We start from the raw sequence: 21,685 nt of genomic DNA, 5'->3' as shown, positions 1-21,685 counted from the left end.
GCACCTCGATGACCAAGGCACACCCCCACTTCCAGAACCGCCGGATCCCCCGCCCGATTTGCGTCCGGCCCATCCGACTTGTCGAGCAATGTGTAGCACACCTGCTATCTCTCGTACTAGCAAGCCAGTCAAATCCGCTCTTACGTCTTATTTACTTCACGACTTCGTGAATCTTCTGTAGCTTGAAAAACAGGTCCCCGAACGCACTGGGAGGTGTGCGAGATGACCGAGAAACTGCACCCCGACGAGAGGTCGCACGACGACGTGGCACCACACCGAGGGCTGCCCACCGAACGCGGTGCCGCGCTGGACCCGCCGGCCCGACTGGGGGAACTGCGCGCGACCGAGCCGATCAGCCGGCTGCGCTACCCGGACGGGCACGAGGGCTGGCTGGTGACCAGCCACGAACTGGCCCGCGCGGTGCTGGCCGACCGCCGGTTCAGCAACCGGGCCGAACTCCAGCACGCGCCGATCCCGGTGGGCGGCAAAGCGGTGCCGCAGGGGCCGCCGGCGAAACCGGGCATGTTCATCAACATGGACGGCCTCGACCACTCGCGGTACCGCAAGCTGCTCACCGGCCAGTTCACCGTGCGCCGGATGAACCAGCTCATACCCCGGATCGAGCAGATCGTGACCGAGCACCTGGCCGCGACGCGCGCCCTGGGCCAGGGCGTCGACCTGGTCGAGGCGTTCGCGCTGCCGGTGCCGTCCATGGTGATCTGCGAGCTGCTCGGCGTGCCCTACGACGAGCGCCAGGCGTTCCAGCGCGACACGAGGAAGGGCTTCAGCCTGGACAACGACTTCGAGGAGATCATGGCCGCGTTCCGGCGGATCGAGGACTACGTCGCCGAACTGGTCGCGCGCAAGCGGGAGCACCCCGGCGACGACATGCTGTCCGGCCTGATCGAGACCGGCGAGCTGACCGACGAGGAGATCGCCAACATGGGCCTCCTCCTGCTCATCGCCGGGCACGAGACGACCGCGAACATGCTGGGCCTGGGCACGCTCGCCCTGCTGGAGAACCCCGACCAGCTCGCGGCGCTGCGCGCCGACCCGTCGCTGGTCGACAACGCGGTCGAGGAGCTGCTGCGCTACCTCTCGATCATCCAGATCGGCCCGGTGCGGGTCGCCCTGGAAGACTTGGAGGTCGGCGGGGTGCGGGTGAAGGAGGGGGAGAACGTCACCATCTCGATCCCCGCCGCGAACCGCGACCCGGAGCGGTTCGCCCACCCGGACCGGCTGGACGTCCGGCGGCCGGCCTCGGGCCACGTGGCCTTCGGGCACGGGGTGCACCAGTGCCTCGGGCAGCAGCTCGCGCGGATCGAGATGCGGGTGGGGTACAACGCGTTGATCCGCGAGTTCCCGCACCTGCGGCTCGCGATACCGGCCTCGGAGGTGCCGATGCGCAAGGACATGGGGATCTACGGCGTGCACAGCCTGCCCGTGGAGTTCTGATGAGGATCGAAGTCGACCCGGACCGCTGCGCCGCGTCCGGGATGTGCGCCCTGACCGACCCCGCGGTGTTCGACCAGAGCGAGGACGACGGCACCGTCGTGCTGCTCGACCCGACCGCCGCGGGTCACGAACGGGAGGCCCGCGAAGCGGCACACCTGTGCCCGGCTGCGGCCATCACGGTGATCGACTGACACCCGGAGCGGTCGCCGGGGAAACCCGGCGGCCGCTCGCCCCGCGCCGGCTCACAGCGCGAGGTGCACCCGCAACGCCTCGTCCAGCTTCTTGAGCACGGCGGGCGGCAGCTCCCCGATCCGCGCGCGCAGCCGCGCCGCGGCGACCGTCCGCACCTGCTCCGCCTGCGCTTTGGAGTCCGCGCCGAGCCCGCAGTCCTTGGCCGGCAGCAGCACCTGGAAGGGGTAGACCCGGGCGGTGTTCGAGGTGATCGGCACGATGGTCACGACACCCCGGCCGGCACGCCCCGCGGCCCGGTTCGCCGCGTCGTTGCTGACGACCACGGCCGGTCGGATCTTGTTCGCCTCCGCGCCCACGGACGGCTCCAGATCGACCCAGTAGATGTCACCTCGACGCATCGACGACACCGTCTGGCGCAGTCACTTCCCACATCTCGGCTTCACCGTCGGCTTCCCACTCGTCCCACGCGTCGGCGTAGGCGTTTTCCAATCCGGCATCCCGCAACAACGCGATCGCCTGGTGGATCACCGACGACCGTGAGGCACTGCGATGTTGCAGAAGGTAGTGATCAACGAACTCTACGTCTTCCTCCGGCAGACTCACACTGATTTTCACACCACCGATGCTACCTCCAGTGCTACCACCCGACCACCGCCCTCACCCCCTGCCCCCACCCCCTGCCCTCACCCCCGGGCCCACCTCACCCGGCCGGCCGCGCCGCCAGCCCGGCCCGGCCGATCGCGCCGCCGGCCCACCTCACCCAGCCGATCGCGCCGCCAGCCCGGCCCGGCCGGCCGACTGCCACCGCACCGGCGTCCCGTGCAACGCCGTGACCAGCGACTTCACCACCACCAGGTACGTCAGCTGCCGATACGCCACCTGCTGGAGCGGGAACGTCCAGAGCGGCTTCAACGACTCCCCGTCCAGCCGCAGCGCGTACCCCGCGCTCAACGTCTGCATCGCCAGGAACACCGCCCACACCACCAACGCCCACGGCGCGTCCGCGATGAACGCCCCGTACAGCACGAAGACGTCCAACGCCGGCGCGAGCAACGGCAGCACGACGTGGAACGCCAACAGGTACGCCAGCCCCAGCCGCCCCATCCGGCCACGCGCCGCCCGGTGCTTCCACATCGACTGGAACGTCCCGTAAGACCACCGGTACCGCTGCTTGTACAGCCCCCGAACCCCCGTGGGCACCTCCGTCCACGCCCGCGCGCCCGGCTCGTAGACGACCTTCCACCCCGCCCGCGTGATCGCCATCGTCACGTCGGTGTCCTCGGCCAACGTGTCCGCGCTGATCCCGCCGACCTCGTCGAGCGCCGCCCGCCGGAACGCCCCGATCGCGCCCGGGATGGTCGGCAGGCAGCCCAGGGCGTTGAGGATCTGCCGGTCCAGGTTCGACCCGGCGCAGTACTCCAGGTGCTGCCACCGCCCGAACACCCCGCGCCGGTTGGCGACCTTGACGTTGCCCGACACCGCGCCGACCCCGTCCGCGCCCAGCGGCCGGACCACCTTCGACACCGTGTCGGCGTCGAACACCGTGTCCCCGTCCACCAGCACCAGGACTTCGTGCCGCGCCAGCGCGATCCCCGCGTTCAGCGCCGCCGGCTTGCCCGCGTTCTCCTGGCGGTGCACCCGCACGCCCGGCAGCCCCAACGCCTCGACCAGGTCGCCCGTGCCGTCCACCGACCCGTCGTCCACCACCACCACTTCGACGTCGGCGCCGTGCGCTGAGGACGCGATCGAGCGCACCGCCGCCACGATGTTCGCCGCCTCGTTGTACGCCGGCACCACCACCGACACGTCCGGCGCGTACTCCAGCCCCACCACCGCGTCGTCCCGCCGCAACCGCCGCGAGGTGTGCGCCAACCCCAGTTGCAGCACGGTCCGCAGCAGCGCCAGCACCGCCACGATCCCGCTCAACACCGCCAGCACCACCGCGATCGTCCCGCCGTGCCACTGCGCGAACGCCAACGCGTGCCCGGTGGTCTTCGCGCCGATCCCCGCTTGCTCGCCCCCGCCCGCCGCCGCACCGGCGCGCGCCTGCGACAGCGGCACGAAGCGGTGCTCCGCGAACCGCTGCGCCAGCAGGTCCACCACGTCCGGCGCGCTGCTGTTCACGTGCAGCCGCACGACCTGGCGCACGTCCGTGCCCGCCACGATCGCCGGCGGGTCGCGCACGGTCAGGTCGAGGGTGTCCGGATCCGGTTCGGACAGTCCGGTGTGGACACCGGCCGCCGCCGCCAGGGCGGCCCGCGCGAACGCCGGGTCCAACGCCCCGTCCGGACCCGCCCGGAACGTGCCGACGCCGACCTCGTGGCCCTCCTCGACCATCCGCCGCACCAACTCCGGGTGCGCGTTGACCGCCGCGCCGACCACGAAGAACGTCGCCCGGACCCGCCGCGCCGCCAACCGGTCCAGCAGCCGGGGCGTGTACCGCGCGTCCGGCCCGCCGTGGAACACCAGCGCGACCACGCCGTGCGGCACCGGCTCCGCGACCGCCGCCGGGCGCGGCGACTTCGGGGGGATCGCGGTCGCGTAGGCGTGGAACGCCAACGCCGCCAACAACAACGCCAACCCGACCAGCAACGAGACCCAGTGCGCCCTCACGGCAGGTGCTCGAACACCGTCGCCACGATCACCCCGGCGAACCCCAGCAACCCGGCCGCCAGCGCGACGCCGAGGACGGCCATCAGTCCCCGGCGTCTGCCGCTCTCGTCGACGAAGACCTGCTTTGCCACCACTTTCCCCCCACCCGCACCGCCGCGACGGCCACCCCCGCCCCGACCGCGACCGCCATCGGCGGGAACCCGCGGATCACCAGCGGCGCGGCCGTGACGGCCAGCTCGCGCAACGACTTCCCCCCAGCGGCGGCCACCCCGACCACCAGCCCCACGCACAGCAGCGGAGGTGCGGGCACCACCGTCCACAACCCGACCGGCCGCACCACGGCGGTCGCGAACACCGCGCCCGCCACGAGGAACCCGCCGAACAGCCACCCCGGCTGCCCGCCGTCCAGCCAGTAACCCGCCCCGGCGAGCACCGCGGACACCCCCAGGGCGGCCAGGCTCGGCAGGTGTGAGATTCGGTCGACCACGCAGCCCCCAGCGTCTGAACAGCCCTAGGCTACGCGACCGGGGGGTGGGGATGGTGCGGGAGTTATCGCTGATCGTGATCAGGATCGCGTGGATCACGACGGCGGTCGCGGTGCTGGTCGCGTCCGGAGTGGCCTGGACCACCTATCACGACCTGGACAGCGGTGTGCGCCGCTCGCGGGCGATCGCGGACGACGACGCGCGCTCGACCGACGGCTTCAACGTCCTGCTGATCGGGCTCACCACGCGCCGAGACCTGGACGGCGGCGCGCCCTCCGACGAAGTGCTGGACCGGCTGCACGCCGGCGACGTGGACCGAGGCGGCTACAACGCCAACACGCTGATCCTCGTGCACGTGCCCGGCGACGGGCGGCCGGCGACCGCGATGTCCGTGCCGCGCGACAACTACGCCGAGCTGCACGGCGTCCCCGGCACACCCCGGGAGAAGATCAAGGAGGCGTACGGCCGCGCCAAGGAGGCCGAGGAGGAGCGCCTGGTCCAGGAAGGCGGGCACGCCCCGGCCGAACTGGAGTGGCTCGGCCGCGAAGCCGGCCGGCGCGCCCAGGTCGCGACCGTGCGGGAGTTCCTGGGCGTCCCGGTGGACGCGCTCGCCGAGCTGAGCCTGGCGGGCTTCTACCACCTCGCGGACGCCCTGGGCGGCGTGGACGTGTGCCTGAAGCAGGCCACCGCCGACCACGAGTTCTCCGGCGCGGACTTCCCCGCCGGACGCCAACGGCTCGACGCCGCGCAGGCGCTTGCCTTCGTACGCCAACGGCACGGCCTGCCCAACGGAGACCTGGACCGGACACGCCGCCAGCAGGCGTTCCTGACCGCCGTGCTCAACCGGGCCAAAGAACAGGGCGTCGCCGCACTCGGCCCCGTGGTGTCGGTGGCAAAGCAGAACGTCGTGCTGTCCGAGGGCTGGGACGTGCTCGACCTGGGCGGCCGGACCACCGGCGTGCACTTCCTGACCCTGCCGCTAACCGGCCACCCAGACCACGACGGCCTCCCTGCGATGCGCAACGCCGTGGACGTCGCCCTAGGCCGCGCAGACCCGCCAAAACCCGCTCCGGCCAAGCCCGGCACGCCACCACCACCACCCGCCAAGCCCCCCAGCACCGTCGACGGCATCCCCTGCGTGGACTGACCACCCGCACCCGACCTCCAGACCACCTACCCCTCAGACCTCCCAACCTCCAGACCTCCAGACTTCCAGACCGGCCTGGACCAGATCCCCAGAAATCTCGGCCAGACCGGTCACATCCGCAACGGCCGATCCGTCAGGGAAGCATGGAACCCAGGATGAAGAACCCGGCCCTGCTCCTCCCCGAGGCCATGAAGGGCATCGGCAGCCTCTACAAGGCGATGCACTCCGGCGGTGTGCCGCAGTCCACCCTCGAACTGGTGCACCTGCGCGCCAGCCAGATCAACGGGTGCAGCGCCTGCGTGGACGCCGGCATGCGCAACGCCCGCAAGGCCGGCGAGGACGTCGACCGCCTGCTGCTGCTCGCGACGTGGCGGGAAACCGACAAGTTCACCGACGCCGAACGCGCCGCGCTGGAACTCACCGAGGCCGCCACCCGGATCGCCGACCGCCCGAACTCCGTCACCGACGAGATCTGGGACGGCGCGGCCGACCACTTCGACGAACAGGGCCTGTCCGCGATCATCCTCATGATCGCCGTCACGAACATGTTCAACCGCATCAACACCACGATCCGCGAGCCCGCAGGCGCGGTCTGGTCCTGACGCCGACAGGCGGCCCCTCCCCGGGCCGCCTCCCCCGGCACGCCCAGCCACGCCGACCATCGCTCGACCACCACCACCCACCGGCGACCACCAACCACCACCGACCACCAACCACCACCGACCACCGACCACCGACCACCGACGACCGGCTTCACCAAATCGAAGTCCCGAACCGCCACGGGATGAGCGAGACTCGCGAAAGCAGCCCCAGACCAAGCCACCGCAAGGAAATCTCTCACCTGAACGTGTGAACGCAGCGGATTCCGACCCACAACGGGGTTGACAGTCGGCACCATGGTGCGCCATGCCGGACCACGCTGCCGACCGAGGCCGGGCGGAGATCCGCTCCGCCGGGCGGCTCGCGCCGTTCCACAAGGGCGACCGGCTCATCACCGCCGGCACCCACAGCGACGAGGTGCTCCTCGTGGAAGCCGGCCTGCTCAAGGCCCTGCTGCCCGGCCCCGAGGTGGAACCCCTGGTCAGCCTGATAGGACCGGGTGACTTGATAGGCGAGATCGGGGTCATCAGCGGCCGACCGCGCAGCGCGCACGTGATCGCGCTGTGCGCGGGACGGGCGGCGCACCTGGCCGCCAGCGCGTTCCTGAGGCTGCGCGCGCAGAGCGAGGACGTACGGGCGCTGGTCGACCAGACGAGCCTCAGACGCCTGCGCGACGCCGACGAACGCCAACTAGCGCACACCCGCGACGTGCCGCTGAGGGTAGCCGCAGTACTTCTCAAATGGGTGACCGAACGCGGGCACCGCACCGAAGCCGGGCTTCGCCTGGACGGCCTGAGCCAACGCGACCTGGCGGACGCCGTGGCGGCGTCGGAGAAAAGCGTAGAGACCGCACTGGGCGGGCTGCGCGCCAAGGGGTTGCTGCGCACCGCGCGGAAGAGCTTCACGCTCACCGACCCACGAGCCCTCGCCCGATTGTTGGACGCCTGAACCGCAATTCCAGGGAGTGGCACCCCTCCCGATCGGTGACAATCGGCCGGCATGGAGCTACCTGAGCACCGGGCGCTACTCGGCGTGGACGTGATCGGTTCCGCACGCAACGAGGGCCACCACCTGGAGCCCGTGCGGATGGCCGTGGACGCGCTGGTCCGCGCCGCCCTCGCCGACGCCGGCATCCTCCGCTCCGACGTGGTCGAGTGGGAACCGACCGGGGACGGCGCGCTGATCACGTTGCCCGGCAGGCGGTTGGGCCAGGTGCTGGACGCGACCCACCACCTGGAAACCCTGGTCGACGACCACAACCGCCGACGACGTCCCGACATCCGCCTACGCCTGGCCGTCGAAAGCGGCGCAGTAGGACCACACCCCGGCCTGTACGCGCCGAAGATCTCGCTAGGCAGGCTGCTGAACGCGACAGCGTTCAAAGACCTGTCGTCCAGGTGCACCGGGATGAACACCGCAGTCATCGTCTCCGGTGGGGCTTTCGCTGCCGCGTTCGGCGGCGACTACACGAAACACGTAAGGCGCACCCACTTCAGCTCGCTGAACGTGCAAGAGAAGGAGTACAACGCCACCGCGTGGGTCCGCGTCCCCGGCTTCGACACCCGAAACCCCACCCCACCCGTTTCCGCCGACCCCCCAACCACCCCTACCCCCACACCGCCCAACTCCCCCACCCCACCCAACTCCACTCCACCCAACTCCACTCCACCCGACGCCGATCCACCCGACGCCGACCCGCCCAACTCCGACCCACCCGTACGAATGGTGAACGTGGTGCAGGGATCAGTCCACGGCATACAGGCAAGCGTCATCCACGGCGGCATAACCCTCCACTACCCCAAACCCTGACCCGCCGCCGCCGACGACACCCACACCCCCCAAGCGCGCACTCGCCGTCAGCAACAAGAACACCCCACACACCAAACGGAATCCCGATCAAAGACCGAATAAACGCACCACCCCGATGATTCCGCCACTTCGGTCAACGCAAAAGAGGGGCTCCGTGTCATCCCGTCGACCTGGCGCAGCCCTATCGCGTGAGCCGGGGGCCTGCGACATGCCACCCAACCCGGCGCTTCCAATCCCAGGCTCGCAGGTCCCCGGCTCACGTGATAGCCCTTCGGGAGGTCGACGGGATGACACGGACCCCCGGTCCCCCGCTGGGTCAGGAGCAGACCACCCATGCCGGTCATCCTGTTGGCCAGCCGCGCGGCGAGCGCTCGTTCGATCTTCGCGTCCACCGAAAGCGCTTAAACGAAGCAGTACCGCACGTAAAGCGGTTGTCCGGCGGTGATCTTGAGGCGACCACCGCACGACCTTCGTCGACCAGGGCGAGTGGTGGGGCGGGTGGGGTTCGAACCCACGACCTGACGGATTATGAGTCCGCTGCTCTGACCAGCTGAGCTACCGCCCCCTGATGTGCGGTTCAGGAGAGTACAGATCAGCGGTCCGCGCGTCTCGGCAACCCGGCAGCACGTGACCAACCCGTGTGCAAGCTTCTACGGGGCTCCGAGGTCCGACGGCTGGTACCCGGCCGGGTAGCCGGGGTACGTGCGGTTGCCCGGATCGTTGGTCAGGCGCGGGGCCCGGCGTGGCGGGAGGCGGCGGACCACCCGCGCGCGCAGCCGCAGGGCCTGGCGTTCGAAGGCCCCCAGCCACGGCGGGGGCGCGGTGAAGCCGAACGCCCGGATCATCCGGTCGTCCAACAGCGCCAGCACCGCGCGCGACGTGACGGCTCTGGGTGCCGGGTACCAGGAGCAGAACAGGTCCAGGGTGTACTGACCGATCCGGCGGTTCGTCTCGTGGTGGACGAACTCCCGCTCCTCGTACGCCTGTTTGAACGCCCGGAACTCGTCGTAGTCGTCCGGCACGTCACGGATTGCCATTCGGGTGCCCACGGCGCGGTAGAAGTGGAACGCGCCCAGCCGCTCCTGCGTGGTCAAGGGTCGCCAGCCATAACGCTCAAGCCAGTCGATCGGCTCGTACACGAACGTCGAGAGCACGTACTTCATGTCGTCGTTCGCGATGGCGTACCGGCCGTGCAGCCGGTTCACCACACGCAGCGCCTCCTTGCCGCGCGACGAGTCGTAACCGTTGTCGACCAGCTCGGCCATGAGGAGCGCGGTGTCGTCGTAGCGCTTCTGCGTCCGGCGCTCGAACTCGCCCGTCTTGGCCAGCAGCCCCGAGATCGAGGGCACGCAGTAGGTCTTGAAGAGGGCGAACTCCAGTGATCGCACGTAGTCCCACGGGAACTCGTAGCCGGACGACACGCGCATGATGCGCTGGTGGTCGCGCACGGGGTCCAAGGACTCGATCAGCCGACGGTTGGCGAAGCGATCCGACATGGGGAAAGCGTCCCGGCGCCGGCAGCATCGCAAGATACGGCGAACGGGTGATCTTCCGGTACCGCGCGCCCGGCCCACCTCGGCCACCCAGCACACCTCGGCAACCCGGCACACCTCGACCACGCCCGGCACCTTCCGAAGGGACCACCTGACCGGGTGAACCTTGGCGCGGGCACCGGAGACCTGCGGCAGGTTTCGGGGGTGAGGGTGGTGGTCACCCTGGGGCTGGACCGCGACCACGGCGGAAGAGGGCAGGCGATGACCGGCAGACAGCTCGGCCCCCGTCCACATCGGACGGGGGCCGGACCGGGAAGATGCTCCCCCTACTGGATTCGAACCAGTAACCCTTCGATTAACAGTCGAATGCTCTGCCATTGAGCTAAGGGGGAATGTTCGGTTGTCTCGCCGGGCCTCGTCGGCCTGACGGGACATAACTCTAGCGCATCCGGAACAGTGCTCGCGCACACCCCCCTCCCGGTCCGGCAGGATGGGACGTGACCAGGCACTTTGGCAGCAGAGGAGACCTCATGAAGGGCATCCTGTTCGGGGCGGCCGTCGGCTACGTCCTCGGGGCCCGCGCGGGCCGGGCGCGATACGACCAGATCGTGCGCGCCTACCGCGCCGTGGCAGACCACCCCGCGGTGCAGGGGGCCGCCGGGATCGTGCGGGCCAAGGTGAGCGAGAAGACCGGGTTCGGCCGCTCGGCCGCCAAGCCCACCAACGGGCACCACGACCCCTACCGCCGCGACCCGGTGATCCCCCGGGCCAACTGACGCCCACGCCGCACCGCCGACACCGCACCGGACCGCACCTGGCGGACGCGGCCACCGCGAAGATCAACGAACGCGGGCCACCGCGAAGATCCGGCGGAACGGGAACCACGTCGTGCCGTCCGGCCGTTGCGGGTACTCCGCGCGCAGCAACGGTGCCAACTGGGCCCGGAAGTCGGCCCAGGCGGCGTCGTCCAGCGCCGCCCGCACCGGGCGCAGGGCGGTCCCCGTGATCCACTCCAGCACCGCGTCGGCCCCGGTCAGCCGCTGAAGGTAGGTCGTCTCCCAGGCGTCCACCTCGGCGGCGGCCAGGACGTCCGCGTAGCCCTCCGGGTCGAGGACCGGGGACACCCGCACCAACCCGGCCAGCGCGGGCCACGAGCGGGCGATCAGGGCCCGGGTCACGGCGTGCGACGGCCCGTCGAAGTTGCCGGGCACCTGCATCCCCAGCCACGCCCCGGACGGCAGCGCGTCGACCCACCGCCGCAGCAGCTCCTCGTGCCCCGGAACCCACTGCAAGACCGCGTTGGTCACCACGACGTCCGTGTCCGCGGCGGGCATCCACGTCGTGACGTCCTGCACCCGCGCGTCCAGGCCGCGCTCACGCGCCGCGGCGACCATCTCGGGCGACGAATCCAGGGCCTCCACGACCGCCGTGGGCCACCGCGCGGCCAACGTCCCGGTCAGGTTGCCCGGCCCGCACCCCAGGTCCACGACCCGCCGGGGCGAGGCCGCCCCGATCCGGGCCACGAGTTCGTGGAACGGCCGCGACCGGTGATCCGCGAACGCCAGGTACTCCACCGGATCCCACATGCGACGCACCCCCATTGCGGTACCACCCGTTGCGGCACCACCCGATGCGGTACAGCGATCTGCGGCACAGCCCGTTGCAGTACGGGCGTACTGCAACCACACCCGTACAGTACGCGCGTACTGCTAGGAGTCAACCCTCAGCGAGGCGAGCTTCGCCGCGGCCTCCGCCGCGATCTCCCGCACCCGCGCCACGTCGGCGCCGGGGTCCGGCCGCACCTGCAACACCACGCCGTCGCGCCCCGGCACCTTGCGCTGGAGGAACCACGCCCCGGGGTCCTCCTGCCGGTGCCGCGACCGGATCGAGCCGGTCACCCGGGCGTGCACCACCTCGGGCACCTTCCCGGGCGTCGCCAACGGGTACCGCACCGCCGGCAGGTCGCGCAGCAGCACGGCCCCGCCCGCCGTCCCGTCCTCCTCGGCCTCGACCACGCTCAGCGCGTTGCCGCTCCAGGACGCCTTGGACACCAGGTGCCAGCCGAGCCGGCGCGGCCCCGGCAGCCACAGGCCGAGCGTGGTCGCGACGAGGAACCCGTCCCCGGTCGCGGCCGACGCCAGCACGTGCTCGTCCTCGGCCAACCCGCCGGTGAACCCCTCGGGCGCGCCCGAGCCGAACAGCCTGCGCCAGATCCCGGTCACCGCCGGATCCCCATCACTGCCAGATCTCCCTCACCGCCGGTCCCCGATCAGAGCCCGCCGACCGACTGGTCGCGCAGTTCCTTGTTGTACTCCTCCAACGCGATCAGGTCGCCGAACAGCGCCCGGTACTCGTCGGCGTCCTCGACCGGCGACACCCGCCGCAGCCGGGACTTGATCTCCACGATCTGCGAGCCCACCAGCCGCTGCTGCAACCTCGCCAGCACGCCTTGCACGTACCGGTACTCGTCGGCGCGCACCTGCAACGCCTCCACCGACAGCTCGGTCAGCACCGACCGCACCACCTGCTGGTCGCACCGCTGACTGACCGCGTCCACGAACACCGGCCCGGACAGGCCGCCGGACACGCCGCCCGCGTCCCGGATCGCCCGGTGCAGCGCCTGGTAGACCGGGTGCGTGAACACCTCGTCGGGCAGCGAGTCGTAGCTCGGGCCGGCCATCTCGGGCAGTTGCAGCGCGGCCTTCAACGCCTCCCGCTGCGGCAGCAGCTCCGGGTCGCGCGGGTCCGGCCGGGCCGGGCCGTCCACCTCGACGGCGAGCGCGCCCTGGTTCGGGTCGACCGGGCGCGGCCTGCCCTTCGCGGGTGCCCGGCCGGTCGCGGTCTCGCGGACCCGGCGCACCACGGCCGACTCGTCGTCCCAGCCCACCCACCAGGCGAGCTTGGTCGCGTAGCCGTCGCGCTTGGCGCGGTCCTTGATCTGCGCGACGAACGGCACCATCTTCTTGAGCGCCTCGACCCGGCCGTCCACCGAGTCCAGGTCGTAGCCCTGCAACTGGGTGCGGATGGCGAACTCGAACAGCGGGGTGCGCCGGGCCACCAGGTCGCGCACCGCGACGTCGCCCTTGTCCTGGCGCAGCTCGCACGGGTCCATGCCGTCGGGCGCGATCGCGATGTAGGTCTGCGCGGAGAACTGCTGCTCGCCCTCGAACGCCTTGAGCGCCGCCTTCTGGCCGGCCGCGTCGCCGTCGAAGGTGAAGATCACCTCGCCGTTGAGGTCGTCGTCGATCAGCAGCCGGCGCAGCACGTTCATGTGCTCCGCGCCGAACGCGGTGCCGCAGGACGCGACCGCCGTGGGCACGCCCGCGAGGTGCATGGCCATCACGTCGGTGTAGCCCTCGACCACGACGGCCTGCCGGCGCTTGGCGATCTCCCGCTTGGCCAGGTCCAGCCCGAACAGCACGGTGGACTTCTTGTAGATCGGGCTCTCGCTGGTGTTGAGGTACTTGGCCTGGATCTGGTCGTCGTCGAAGATCCGCCGCGCGCCGAAGCCCACCACGTCCCCGCCGAGGTCCCGGATGGGCCACAGCAGCCGGCGGTGGAACCGGTCGATCGGGCCCTGCCGGCCCTCCTTGGCCAGCTGCGCCTTGATCAGCTCGGTCAGCTCGAAGCCGCGCCCCAGCAGGTGCTTGGTGAGCCTGTCCCAGCCGGCCGGGGCGAACCCGCAGCCGAACGTGCGGGCCGCGTTCTCGTCGAAACCGCGCTGGGCCAGGAACTCCCGCGCGGGCATCGCCTCGGGGGAGCCGAGCTGCTCGGCGTAGAACTCGGCGGCGGCGCGGTGCGCCTCCAGCAGCCGGGAGCGGGTGCCGCGGTCGCGCTGGACCGTAGCGCCGCCGCCCTCGTAGGTGAGCTGGATGCCGGCCCGGTCGGCGAGGCGCTCGACCGCCTCCACGAACCCCAGGTGCTCGACCTTCATCACGAAGGCGATCACGTCGCCGCCCTCGCCGCACCCGAAGCAGTGGTACGTGCCGTGGGTCGGCCGGACGTTGAAGCTCGGCGACTTCTCGTCGTGGAACGGGCACAGGCCCTTCAGCGCGCCGCCACCGGCCCGGCGCAGCGACACGTGGTCGCCGACGACCTCGTCGATCCGGCTGCGGTCACGCACCAACGCGACATCGCTGTCCCGGATTCGTCCTGCCACGGTCGCCGAGTCTAGTGCCGGCAGACTGGAGGCCGTGACCGCCGCCGAACAGAGCCTGGCCGCCGCCTTCACCGGACACCGCGCGCACCTGGTCGGCGTGGCCTACCGGCTCACCGGCAGCGTCGCGGACGCGGAGGACGCGGTGCAGGAGGCGTGGCTGCGGCTGTCCCGGCTGTCCGACCAGGGCCGGGCCGGGATCGTGGACCTGCGCGGCTGGCTGACCACCGTGGTGGGGCGGCTGTGCCTGGACCGGCTGCGTTCGGCGGCCGTGCGGCGGGAGCGCTACGTCGGGCAGTGGCTGCCCGAGCCGCTGGTCACCTCGTTCGAGGACGACCCGCTGGAGGTGGTGGTCCGGGACGACGGCGTGCGGATGGCGGCCCTGGTGCTGCTCGACCGGCTCACGCCCGAGCAGCGGGTGGCGTTCGTGCTGCACGACGCGTTCGGGGTGCCGTTCGAGTCGATCGCCGAGACGCTGGGCTGCACGCCCGCCACGGCCCGCCAGCACGCCTCGCGGGGCCGCCGGGCCGCCTCCGCCGCTCCCCCGCCGCCGCGGGTGGCGCTGGACGAGCAGCGCGAGGTGCTGGAGAAGTTCCTGGCCGCGCTGGCCGCGGGCGACGTGGACACGGTGGTCGGGTTGCTGCACCCGGAGGTCGTGATGATGGGCGACAGCGACGGCAAGGCGCGCACCGCGCTGAACGTGATCACCGGCCCGGACAAGGTCTCCCGCTTCCTGTTCGGCCTGATGCGCCGGTACGCGGGCCTGCCCGGCGGGGTGCCGGTGCTGGTCAACGGCGACTTGGGGGTCCGGTTCGCGGCGCAGGGCGACCTCGCCGCGCGGGTCACGGCGTTCGCGTTGCGCGACGGGAAGCTGGCCGCGCTCTACGACGTGGCGAACCCGGACAAACTGACCCACGTGCGGTTTTGATCAGCCGCACGGCCACGCGGAGCAACCAACCCGCCACTGGGAGTGAACTGAACGGTAGATCCGTGGTTGTCTAGACCTGGATAGCGTTGACGGTGCCGCCTTTCTCATCGGAAAGGAAACGCCTTACATGACCGAAAAGCTCAACGACGACGGCACCACACGTCGGTCGTTCATCGCCACGGGCACGGCCGCCACGGCAGCCGTGGCGCTGACCGCCGCGGGCGTGGGCTTGGCCGGCAGTTCCCTGGCGGAGGGGCAGACCCTGCCGCTCACGCCGCAGTGCACGGACGGCGATGACACCCCTCCCGTCATCGAAGGCCCGTACTTCCGGCGCAACTCGCCGCTGCGCACCAACCTGCGCACGGCGGGCGTGACCGGCGTCCTGCTCAGCCTCACCGGGTTCGTGTACGACCTGCGGTGCAAGCCGCTGGCCAACGTCCTGGTCGACTTCTGGCAGGCCGACCAGCGCGGCGCGTACGACAACAGCACGAGCGCCTACCGGGGTCGCGGCCACCAGTTCACGGCCGCGAACGGCTCGTTCACGCTGGAGACGATCGTCCCGAACGAGTACCCGGGCCGGACGCCGCACATCCACGTGAAGGTGCAGGCCCCGCGCGGTCCGATCCTCACCACGCAGCTCTACTTCCCGGACGACACCAAGGCGTACGGCGTGAACTTCGGCGCAGCGAACCGCCGTGACGCGTACTACCTCCGCGAAACGGTGATCCCGCTCGGCCCGCTCACCGCCAACCGGTACCAGGGCAAGTTCGACTTCGTGGTGCGCACCGCCTGATCCGCGGCGGATGGCCGTCCGGGAGACACGGCCATCCACCCGGGACCGGATCACGGCAGCGGGATCACGGCAGCGGCACGCGGCACGCGTCGCCGGAGGTGAAGCCCTGGTCGGTGATGCCGAACGCCGAGTTGAACCGCCCGCGCTGGTTCTCCAGCGCGATCAGGTAGGTCAGCTCGACCAGGCCCCGGTGGCCGAGCCGGCGATCGAGTTCGGCCACCTGCTCGTCGGTCACGGTGACCGGAGTGCCGGTCATCGCGTCGGCGTAGGCGAGTGCCAATTTCTCGATTTCGGTGTACTTCTCCGAGGATTGGTACACGTCGATCTCGCGCAGCCGCTCCACGTCGAGGCCCTGGTGCTTGATCAGCATGGTGCCGAAGTCGACGCACCACGAGCACCCGAGCTTCACCGCCGTCGCGTAGACCACCAGGTCCCGCAGCGACGCCGGCAACGCCTTCGCGGCGCGTTCGACGGCCAGTTCGTGCTTCGCGCCGGCCAGCAGCAACCGGCCGTGGTGCGCGGACACCGCGATCGGCTCCGGCACCGCCCCGTACCGCCTCCTGGTCATCCAGTACGCGAGCTTGACCAGCGGGTTCGCCTGCTTCGTGGTGAGCGCGGGAATCCTCGGCATGTGCCCTCCTCGTTCCGGGTCGCACTTCCCGGACGAGACGGCACCGGCGAACGTGACACCTTCGGGTGACTGGGTCGGGGGTGACGAAGGGCATAGCGTCGAACCCCACGACCAGCCTCACCCTGGAACTCGACCCCGAAGCCGCCGGAATGCTCGCGGGCACCCTGATGAGCGGCGAGTCGTGCGCCGTCCGGGCCCGCCACGGCGAGCGCGGCCCGGTGCTGCTGTGCGCGCTGCCCGGCCGCGACGGCGAGGGGATGCGGCTCCGGCTCCGGTTCCCGGATCAGGGCGCGACGACCTGGGCCAGGAAGTAGACCGCGCCGGTCCGCTGGTGGCGCACCAGCAGCAGGTGGGGGCGGTCCACCCGGACCGTCCGGGCGGGCGGGTGCTCGACGATCGACGTCAGCCGCATCATCACCGCGGTGGCCGCCGCGCCCTCGAAGCCCTGTTCGTCCAGCCGCAGCACGGCCTCGTGCAGCACCTCGTCCACGTAGAGCCGGGGGTCCGGGCTTAGCCCGGTCAGGTCGGCGTCCCGGGTGAACAGCGCCCGCACGCCGACCTCGCGCAGCGGCGCGCCCAGCGTCGTCGGCACGGTCAGCGCGAGCTTCGGCAGGAACAGCTCGATCCGTTGCGGCTCCAGGGTTTCCAGCAGCGCGGGCACGCCCGCGAGGTCGCCGAGCCCGTCGTCGGGCAGCAGCACGACGGCCTCCACGCCGCCGTGCGCGGGGATCGCGACGGCTTCCCAGCCGGGGGCCTTCCCGTGCCGCAGCGTGGCTTCCAGCCGCATGGTCGGCACCTCGCCCGCGCCTCGGAACGGCCGGGGCGCGGTGTCGTCCGCCGGGAACTCCTCGTTCCACGCGCACTTCAGGTAGAGCGCGTTCACCAGCGACGCGACCGTGTCGCTCTTGACCGCGCCGGCCGGGAGCAGCTCGGGGATCAGGCCGCGGGTGGTGTCCGCGACGTCGGCGTTGATCAGCTTGCGCGCGCCCTCGGGGTCGTCGGTGAACGGCGCGGAGCGCACCTGCCCGCCGGGCCACCGGGCGAGTTCGGCCAGGAAGCCGTCGACGAGCGGCAGCGCGTCCCACGCCCAGAGCGTGTTGGCCACCGCGAACTCCGCGTCGTCGCCGACCTCGGAGTCGCGCAGCAGGTCGGCGTTGCCCGCGCCGAGCAGCGCGTCCAGCTCGCGCCGCGTCCCGCCGCGCGCGGCGTGGGCGACCATGCCCAGCGCGCCGGCCACCGAGTACGGCGACCAGACAGCGTTGCGGGTCCGGTCGGGTGCGATGGCGTCGTGCAGGGACAGGACGAAGTTCAGGTGCGCTCGATCGGGCACGGGGTCTCCTCGGGGATCGGGCGGGCACGGTCGAGTGTGCCACCGCTCACCCCGTGACGCCCTGGGCCGCATGCCCGGGCCCGCTCGCGCAACACCGACGACCTCGACCCTGCTGAGCCCACAACCACCTCGCGGCACCCAAGCCCCAGCCCGCAGCCGCGAAACCCGAGCCCACGTGCCCGGCTGCCCGCCTGTGACCCCGTTGACCGCGTGCCAGACCAACGCATCTGCGCCGATCGGCAACCTCCGAGCACGGCGTGCCTTCCGAGCCCACGGACCCGACCCCGCAGCAGAACCGAACGCTGTGCCATCGCACCCCCGCCACGAAACCGCGTCAGGCGCACGTCCCCAGCACCCGGCAAGCTCGGCCCGACCACCATCCGTGCCGCCCGAACCCGGCAGCACGACCGAACCCCACGCCCAGGACAAGCCGCCTCAACACGAAACCCGAGCCCACGTCCCCGACGCCCATCGACGATCAGCCGGCAACGCCCTTGGCCGCGTGCCAGGCCAACGCCTGCGCGTCGGTCAGCAACGACACCTGGTCCACCACCACCCGCAACCGCGCCGCGTCGTCACCGGCCAGCAGCCACGCCGGCACGAACGCCGGGTCCAGCGAGTCCGGCGCGCCCGCCAGCAGCCCCGCCGCCAACTCCGCGATCACCTCGCGCTGCCGGCGTTGCAGCCGCAGCCGCACCGGGTCGCTCATCACGTACCGGACCGCCATCGCCTTGAGCAGGGCGACCTCCGCGGCCACCAGGGGCGGCACGACGAGGTCGGCGGCGTAGCGGGACAGCGGGCCGTCGCCGTGCTCCGCCCTGGTCGCGCCGACCGCCGCCGACGCGAAGCGGCCGACCAGCTCGCTGGTGAGCCGCTTGAGCGCGACCTGCGCGCCCAGCGACCCGTCGTAGGTGGCCAGTTCCGCGATCACCGGCAGCCCGGACAGCTCCTGCGCGGTCGCCTCCAGGTCGGCGACCGACTCGGCGGAGAAGTGCTTGGCGGCCAGTTCGGCGATCGCCGCGCGTTCCTCGGCGTCGCCCAACGACGACAGCGCGATGCGGTGCGCGAGCACGCCGTCCTCCACGTCGTGCACCGAGTAGGCGACGTCGTCGGCCCAGTCCATCACCTGGGCCTCCAGGCACCGCCGACCCTCCGGCGCGCCCTCGCGCACCCACTGGAAGACGTCCAGGTCGTCCTGGTAGACGCCGAACTTCGCGGTTCCGGCGCGACGCGGCCACGGGTACTTCGTGGCGGCGTCCAGGCACGCCCGGGTGAGGTTGAGGCCCCGGTCGGTCTTGGGTTCCAGGCGGGTCAGGATGCGCAGGGTCTGGGCGTTGCCCTCGAACCCGCCGCACGGGCCCGCGAGGTCGTCGAGCGCGCGTTCCCCGTTGTGCCCGAACGGCGGGTGGCCGATGTCGTGCGCGAGACCGGCGGTGTCCACGACGTCCGGGTCGCAGCCGAGTTCCTCGCCGATGCCCCGGCCGATCTGGGCGACCTCCAGCGAGTGGGTGAGCCGGGTGCGCGGCACGCCGGTCACCTCCGCGCCCTCGCCGGGCCCGACCACCTGGGTCTTGCCGGCCAGCCGGCGCAGCGCGGCGGAGTGCAGCACCCGGGCCCGGTCGCGGGAGAACGGCGTGCGCCGCTCGCCCGTCACGCCCGCCAGCACCGCGCCCTTGGGCTCCTCGGCCAGCAGCCGCGCGGAGTCGAAACCGGTGTACCCGCCGCTCATCCGCACAGCGTAAGGAACGCGGGCGCGTTCAGAGCACGATGCCGTCGAACGCGTCCACCGGGGCCTTCATCAGGTGGTAGTACAACAGCGCCCCGGTCTCGCGCCGGATGTAGAAGAACTGGGTCTCGCGGGTCTGCACGTTCGGGCCGCTGCGGGTGGGCGACGCCCACGCGTCCAAGCCCTCGTCCTCGGCCATGGTGCGGGCGCGCAACGAGTGCCACGGGTCGGACACGATCACCGCGGTCTTCAGCGACTTGGCGCGCGCCTTCTGGGCCAGCGCGTGGATGCTGCCCAGGGTGTCCGTGCCCTCGCCGATCTCCAGGATGCGGTCGGTGGGCACGCCGTTGGACTCCAGCCACATCCGGCCGGCCTGGCCCTCGGTGAAGTTGTCGCCGGGCTGGCGGCCGCCGGTCGTGGCGATGTAGTTGACCACGCCCTGCTCGTAGAGCCGGCGGGCGTGCTCCAGGCGTGCCTCCAGCACCTCGGAGGGCACGCCGTTGTACTGGGCGGCACCGAGCACCACGGCCATGTCGGCGTGCGTCCGGTCGTCCTCGCGGGCCACCTGCCACACCCGGAACGCCGTCCCGCCCACCACGAGGAACCCGACCACCAGGGCACCGATCAGGGTTCGTTGGACCAAGCGGCGGATCCGGGCCAGGAAGGTCACCCCACGATGATTCCACACCGGCCGCGCGGGCTGCGAGGATCACGCAATGCCCGCAGAGCAGCCCACCATCCTGGCCACCTCCGGCGGTTTCAAGGCCGGTTCCCGCACGAACCTCGAATTCCACCGGCTCGTCCACTTCGCGGTCGAACTCTCCGGCGCGGCGAAGCCGAAGGTGTGCCACGTCGGCACGGCCGCCGGCGACCAGCGCGCGTTCCAGGCCGACCTGGACGAGGCCGCGCGGCTGGCCGGCTGGGAGTTCAGCCACCTCAACCTGTTCATGATGCCCTCGACCGACGACGTCGAGGGCTTCCTGCTGGAGCAGGACGTGGTGTGGGTCGGCGGCGGCAGCGTGGCGAACCTGCTGGCCGTGTGGGACGTGCACGGGGTCGGCGAGGCGATGCGCCGGGCGTGGGAGGCGGGGGTGGTGCTCGGCGGGGTCTCGGCGGGCTCGATCTGCTGGCACACCGGCGGCGCGACCGACTCGTTCGGACCCGATCTGCGGGTGGTCACCAACGGCCTCGCGCTGCTGCCTTACGGCAACGGGGTGCACTATGACTCCGAGGCGTTGCGCCGGCCGACGATCCACGCCGCGGTCGAGGCCGGCGTGCTGCCCACGACGTACTGCACCGACGACGGCGCGGGCGTGCTGTATCGGGGAACCGAACTCGTGGAGGCGGTGTCCGAGAGGCGCAACGGCGGGGCCTACGTGGTGGTACGTGACGGGTCTTCAGGAATCGCACAGGAGGAATCGCTCGACATCCGGCGGCTGTGAAACGGACTCTGGAAACGTGGCAGGAAGACGGTGGGTCACCGGGCTCGCGCTGGTCGTCGTCGTGACGACGGCGTGCACCGCGACGAGCCCGACCGCGCCCGCCGGGACACCGGCGCCGACGACCACGTCCGCGGACACGCCGCGGCCGGCCGTGCCACGCGCCGCCGAGTCCACCGCCCCGGACCTCTCGGCGGCCGTGGCGCGGGCGGTGGACGGCAGCGCCGGGGTCGACCTGGCGGTGGACGTGCTGGACCTGACCACCGGCAAGTCCGCCGGCTACCGCGACGACGTGCCGTTCCACACCGCGTCGTTGAGCAAGCTCCTGGTGGCCGTCGACCTGCTCGGCTCGGGCGAGGTCGACGACGCCGACCGGGACCGGTTGCGCCGGGCGCTGAGCGACAGCGACGACGAGGCCATGAACGAGCTGTGGACCGAGCGCGACGGCATGGGCGCGGTGGGCCGGGTGGCCGCGCTGGCGGGCCTGGTCGAGACGCACGCGCCCGAGGACCCGTCGCAGTGGGGCGACGTCGAGATGTCCGCCGACGACCTGGTGCGGCTCTACCAGTACGTGCTGACCAGGCTGCCGGAGTCGGCGCGCACGTTCGTGGTGGACGCGCTGTCCTCCGCCCCGGCGACCGCGGCCGACGGCTTCGACCAGGCGTTCGGCCTGCTCACGCCCGGTGTCGGCGGCTACGCCAAGCAGGGCTGGATGTGGTACTACCCGACCGACCTGTACCTGCACTCGGCGGGCGTGGTGGCCGACCGGTACGTGGTCGCGCTGCTGTCGGTGCAGAGCAGCATCTCGCCCGACGACGCGCGCGGCCACCTCGACGACATCACCCGCTCGCTGCTGTCGACCCTGGTCCCCGGCAGCTGACCCCGGCG

At 71.6% G+C, this 21,685-nt stretch carries 25 protein-coding genes and 2 tRNA genes; 12 read left to right on the top strand and 15 right to left on the bottom strand.

What is annotated here, in order from left to right; genetic code table 11:
- Positions 1-222 precede the first annotated feature (222 nt).
- Positions 223-1,455: a cytochrome P450 gene (locus AC0HI0_RS43650; protein ID WP_480929326.1), complete on the top strand. Its 1,233-nt coding sequence runs from the start codon at positions 223-225 to the stop codon at positions 1,453-1,455.
- Positions 1,455-1,646 carry a ferredoxin gene (locus AC0HI0_RS43645; RefSeq protein ID WP_480929325.1) on the top strand — a complete coding sequence of 64 codons (192 nt, stop codon included), beginning with the start codon at positions 1,455-1,457 and terminating at the stop codon, positions 1,644-1,646. The genes AC0HI0_RS43650 and AC0HI0_RS43645 overlap by 1 nt, the downstream gene beginning before the upstream one ends.
- Before the next feature lie 51 nt (positions 1,647-1,697).
- Here AC0HI0_RS43645 and AC0HI0_RS43640 read toward each other — a convergent pair whose 3' ends face one another.
- From AC0HI0_RS43640 to AC0HI0_RS43620, 5 genes are all read right to left on the bottom strand, one after another.
- Complete coding sequence (locus AC0HI0_RS43640; protein WP_480929324.1) at positions 1,698-2,045, bottom strand: type II toxin-antitoxin system PemK/MazF family toxin; 348 nt, start codon at positions 2,043-2,045, stop codon at positions 1,698-1,700.
- Positions 2,032-2,262, bottom strand: coding sequence for a ribbon-helix-helix domain-containing protein (locus AC0HI0_RS43635; RefSeq protein ID WP_480929323.1), 231 nt, complete (start codon positions 2,260-2,262; stop codon positions 2,032-2,034). The genes AC0HI0_RS43640 and AC0HI0_RS43635 overlap by 14 nt, the downstream gene beginning before the upstream one ends.
- A 141-nt stretch (positions 2,263-2,403) precedes the next feature.
- Positions 2,404-4,260, bottom strand: a complete 1,857-nt coding sequence (locus tag AC0HI0_RS43630) for a bifunctional polysaccharide deacetylase/glycosyltransferase family 2 protein (protein ID WP_480929322.1) — start codon at positions 4,258-4,260, stop codon at positions 2,404-2,406.
- Positions 4,257-4,391 carry a hypothetical protein gene (locus AC0HI0_RS43625; RefSeq protein WP_480929321.1) on the bottom strand — a complete coding sequence of 45 codons (135 nt, stop codon included), beginning with the start codon at positions 4,389-4,391 and terminating at the stop codon, positions 4,257-4,259. The genes AC0HI0_RS43630 and AC0HI0_RS43625 overlap by 4 nt, the downstream gene beginning before the upstream one ends.
- The gene (locus AC0HI0_RS43620; RefSeq protein WP_480929320.1) at positions 4,343-4,747 is read right to left on the bottom strand and encodes a DUF6542 domain-containing protein; all 405 of its coding nucleotides are present in this window, start codon (positions 4,745-4,747) and stop codon (positions 4,343-4,345) included. The genes AC0HI0_RS43625 and AC0HI0_RS43620 overlap by 49 nt, the downstream gene beginning before the upstream one ends.
- Positions 4,748-4,797: 50 nt before the next feature.
- Here AC0HI0_RS43620 and AC0HI0_RS43615 point away from each other — a divergent pair, with 50 nt between their 5' ends.
- The 4 genes from AC0HI0_RS43615 (at position 4,798) to AC0HI0_RS43600 (ending at position 8,301) form a co-directional block, all read left to right on the top strand.
- Positions 4,798-5,892, top strand: a complete 1,095-nt coding sequence (locus AC0HI0_RS43615; RefSeq protein ID WP_480929319.1) for an LCP family protein — start codon at positions 4,798-4,800, stop codon at positions 5,890-5,892.
- A 143-nt stretch (positions 5,893-6,035) separates the two neighbouring features.
- On the top strand, positions 6,036-6,494 hold the full coding sequence (locus tag AC0HI0_RS43610; RefSeq protein WP_480929318.1) for a carboxymuconolactone decarboxylase family protein: 459 nt from the start codon (positions 6,036-6,038) through the stop codon (positions 6,492-6,494).
- A gap of 304 nt (positions 6,495-6,798) precedes the next feature.
- Entirely contained in the window at positions 6,799-7,440 is a 642-nt protein-coding gene (locus tag AC0HI0_RS43605; protein ID WP_480929317.1) for a Crp/Fnr family transcriptional regulator, read from the top strand.
- A gap of 51 nt (positions 7,441-7,491) precedes the next feature.
- The gene (locus tag AC0HI0_RS43600) at positions 7,492-8,301 is read left to right on the top strand and encodes a hypothetical protein (protein ID WP_480929316.1); all 810 of its coding nucleotides are present in this window, start codon (positions 7,492-7,494) and stop codon (positions 8,299-8,301) included.
- 487 nt (positions 8,302-8,788) lie between these two features.
- Here AC0HI0_RS43600 and AC0HI0_RS43595 read toward each other — a convergent pair.
- The 3 genes from AC0HI0_RS43595 to AC0HI0_RS43585 all read right to left on the bottom strand — a co-directional run bounded on the left by AC0HI0_RS43595 (position 8,789) and on the right by AC0HI0_RS43585 (position 10,186).
- Positions 8,789-8,866: transfer RNA gene (locus tag AC0HI0_RS43595), tRNA-Ile, on the bottom strand.
- 85 nt (positions 8,867-8,951) lie between these two features.
- A complete protein-coding gene (locus AC0HI0_RS43590) occupies positions 8,952-9,797 on the bottom strand; it encodes an oxygenase MpaB family protein (protein WP_480929315.1) in 846 nt (281 codons plus the stop codon).
- 317 nt (positions 9,798-10,114) lie between these two features.
- Positions 10,115-10,186 (bottom strand) — tRNA-Asn (locus AC0HI0_RS43585).
- Between the two features lie 138 nt (positions 10,187-10,324).
- Between AC0HI0_RS43585 and AC0HI0_RS43580 the strand changes: the two genes are divergently transcribed.
- Positions 10,325-10,570 (top strand): hypothetical protein, encoded by a 246-nt coding sequence (locus AC0HI0_RS43580; protein WP_480934520.1) that lies wholly within the window; start codon positions 10,325-10,327, stop codon positions 10,568-10,570.
- 63 nt (positions 10,571-10,633) lie between these two features.
- Here the strand turns inward: AC0HI0_RS43580 and AC0HI0_RS43575 are convergent, their stop codons facing one another.
- The 3 genes from AC0HI0_RS43575 to dnaG form a co-directional block, all read right to left on the bottom strand.
- The gene (locus tag AC0HI0_RS43575; RefSeq protein ID WP_480929314.1) at positions 10,634-11,380 is read right to left on the bottom strand and encodes a trans-aconitate 2-methyltransferase; all 747 of its coding nucleotides are present in this window, start codon (positions 11,378-11,380) and stop codon (positions 10,634-10,636) included.
- Between the two features lie 123 nt (positions 11,381-11,503).
- Positions 11,504-12,016 carry a hypothetical protein gene (locus AC0HI0_RS43570; protein WP_480929313.1) on the bottom strand — a complete coding sequence of 171 codons (513 nt, stop codon included), beginning with the start codon at positions 12,014-12,016 and terminating at the stop codon, positions 11,504-11,506.
- Positions 12,017-12,063: 47 nt separating this feature from the next.
- A complete protein-coding gene (gene dnaG, locus AC0HI0_RS43565) occupies positions 12,064-13,953 on the bottom strand; it encodes a DNA primase (RefSeq protein ID WP_480929312.1) in 1,890 nt (629 codons plus the stop codon).
- Between the two features lie 25 nt (positions 13,954-13,978).
- Here dnaG and AC0HI0_RS43560 point away from each other — a divergent pair, with 25 nt between their 5' ends.
- Together AC0HI0_RS43560 and AC0HI0_RS43555 are read left to right on the top strand one after the other, a co-directional pair.
- The gene (locus AC0HI0_RS43560) at positions 13,979-14,878 is read left to right on the top strand and encodes a sigma-70 family RNA polymerase sigma factor (protein ID WP_480934519.1); all 900 of its coding nucleotides are present in this window, start codon (positions 13,979-13,981) and stop codon (positions 14,876-14,878) included.
- A gap of 127 nt (positions 14,879-15,005) precedes the next feature.
- Positions 15,006-15,671, top strand: coding sequence for a dioxygenase family protein (locus AC0HI0_RS43555; RefSeq protein ID WP_480929311.1), 666 nt, complete (start codon positions 15,006-15,008; stop codon positions 15,669-15,671).
- A 64-nt stretch (positions 15,672-15,735) separates the two neighbouring features.
- Here the strand turns inward: AC0HI0_RS43555 and AC0HI0_RS43550 are convergent, their stop codons facing one another.
- Complete coding sequence (locus AC0HI0_RS43550; protein WP_480929310.1) at positions 15,736-16,302, bottom strand: carboxymuconolactone decarboxylase family protein; 567 nt, start codon at positions 16,300-16,302, stop codon at positions 15,736-15,738.
- 80 nt (positions 16,303-16,382) lie between these two features.
- Between AC0HI0_RS43550 and AC0HI0_RS43545 the strand changes: the two genes are divergently transcribed.
- The gene (locus tag AC0HI0_RS43545; protein WP_480929309.1) at positions 16,383-16,616 is read left to right on the top strand and encodes a hypothetical protein; all 234 of its coding nucleotides are present in this window, start codon (positions 16,383-16,385) and stop codon (positions 16,614-16,616) included.
- Here AC0HI0_RS43545 and AC0HI0_RS43540 read toward each other — a convergent pair.
- The 3 genes from AC0HI0_RS43540 to AC0HI0_RS43530 all read right to left on the bottom strand — a co-directional run bounded on the left by AC0HI0_RS43540 (position 16,586) and on the right by AC0HI0_RS43530 (position 20,028).
- Positions 16,586-17,632 carry a serpin family protein gene (locus AC0HI0_RS43540; protein WP_480929308.1) on the bottom strand — a complete coding sequence of 349 codons (1,047 nt, stop codon included), beginning with the start codon at positions 17,630-17,632 and terminating at the stop codon, positions 16,586-16,588. The genes AC0HI0_RS43545 and AC0HI0_RS43540 overlap by 31 nt on opposite strands.
- Before the next feature lie 478 nt (positions 17,633-18,110).
- Positions 18,111-19,361 carry a deoxyguanosinetriphosphate triphosphohydrolase gene (locus AC0HI0_RS43535; RefSeq protein ID WP_480929307.1) on the bottom strand — a complete coding sequence of 417 codons (1,251 nt, stop codon included), beginning with the start codon at positions 19,359-19,361 and terminating at the stop codon, positions 18,111-18,113.
- Between the two features lie 28 nt (positions 19,362-19,389).
- Positions 19,390-20,028: a YdcF family protein gene (locus tag AC0HI0_RS43530; RefSeq protein WP_480929306.1), complete on the bottom strand. Its 639-nt coding sequence runs from the start codon at positions 20,026-20,028 to the stop codon at positions 19,390-19,392.
- 46 nt (positions 20,029-20,074) lie between these two features.
- Here AC0HI0_RS43530 and AC0HI0_RS43525 point away from each other — a divergent pair, with 46 nt between their 5' ends.
- Together AC0HI0_RS43525 and AC0HI0_RS43520 are read left to right on the top strand one after the other, a co-directional pair.
- Entirely contained in the window at positions 20,075-20,800 is a 726-nt protein-coding gene (locus tag AC0HI0_RS43525; RefSeq protein WP_480929305.1) for a Type 1 glutamine amidotransferase-like domain-containing protein, read from the top strand.
- 16 nt (positions 20,801-20,816) lie between these two features.
- Positions 20,817-21,677, top strand: a complete 861-nt coding sequence (locus AC0HI0_RS43520) for a serine hydrolase (protein WP_480929304.1) — start codon at positions 20,817-20,819, stop codon at positions 21,675-21,677.
- Positions 21,678-21,685 lie beyond the last annotated feature (8 nt).

The organism is Saccharothrix sp. NBAS 001 (assembly GCF_056640475.1).
This window is presented reverse-complemented; position numbering and strand designations above follow the sequence as displayed.

Excerpts from the sequence above, each read along its gene's own strand:
- AC0HI0_RS43645 (WP_480929325.1), top strand. The coding sequence starts at position 1,455 with ATGAGGATCGAAGTCGACCCGGACCGCTGCGCCGCGTCCGGGATGTGC.
- AC0HI0_RS43580 (WP_480934520.1), top strand. The coding sequence starts at position 10,325 with ATGAAGGGCATCCTGTTCGGGGCGGCCGTCGGCTACGTCCTCGGGGCC.
- AC0HI0_RS43605 (WP_480929317.1), top strand. The coding sequence starts at position 6,799 with ATGCCGGACCACGCTGCCGACCGAGGCCGGGCGGAGATCCGCTCCGCC.
- AC0HI0_RS43600 (WP_480929316.1), top strand. The coding sequence starts at position 7,492 with ATGGAGCTACCTGAGCACCGGGCGCTACTCGGCGTGGACGTGATCGGT.
- AC0HI0_RS43535 (WP_480929307.1), bottom strand. The coding sequence starts at position 19,361 with ATGAGCGGCGGGTACACCGGTTTCGACTCCGCGCGGCTGCTGGCCGAG.
- AC0HI0_RS43575 (WP_480929314.1), bottom strand. The coding sequence starts at position 11,380 with ATGTGGGATCCGGTGGAGTACCTGGCGTTCGCGGATCACCGGTCGCGG.
- AC0HI0_RS43525 (WP_480929305.1), top strand. The coding sequence starts at position 20,075 with ATGCCCGCAGAGCAGCCCACCATCCTGGCCACCTCCGGCGGTTTCAAG.
- AC0HI0_RS43550 (WP_480929310.1), bottom strand. The coding sequence starts at position 16,302 with ATGCCGAGGATTCCCGCGCTCACCACGAAGCAGGCGAACCCGCTGGTC.
- AC0HI0_RS43590 (WP_480929315.1), bottom strand. The coding sequence starts at position 9,797 with ATGTCGGATCGCTTCGCCAACCGTCGGCTGATCGAGTCCTTGGACCCC.
- AC0HI0_RS43555 (WP_480929311.1), top strand. The coding sequence starts at position 15,006 with ATGACCGAAAAGCTCAACGACGACGGCACCACACGTCGGTCGTTCATC.
- AC0HI0_RS43615 (WP_480929319.1), top strand. The coding sequence starts at position 4,798 with ATGGTGCGGGAGTTATCGCTGATCGTGATCAGGATCGCGTGGATCACG.
- AC0HI0_RS43610 (WP_480929318.1), top strand. The coding sequence starts at position 6,036 with ATGGAACCCAGGATGAAGAACCCGGCCCTGCTCCTCCCCGAGGCCATG.
- AC0HI0_RS43640 (WP_480929324.1), bottom strand. The coding sequence starts at position 2,045 with ATGCGTCGAGGTGACATCTACTGGGTCGATCTGGAGCCGTCCGTGGGC.
- AC0HI0_RS43650 (WP_480929326.1), top strand. The coding sequence starts at position 223 with ATGACCGAGAAACTGCACCCCGACGAGAGGTCGCACGACGACGTGGCA.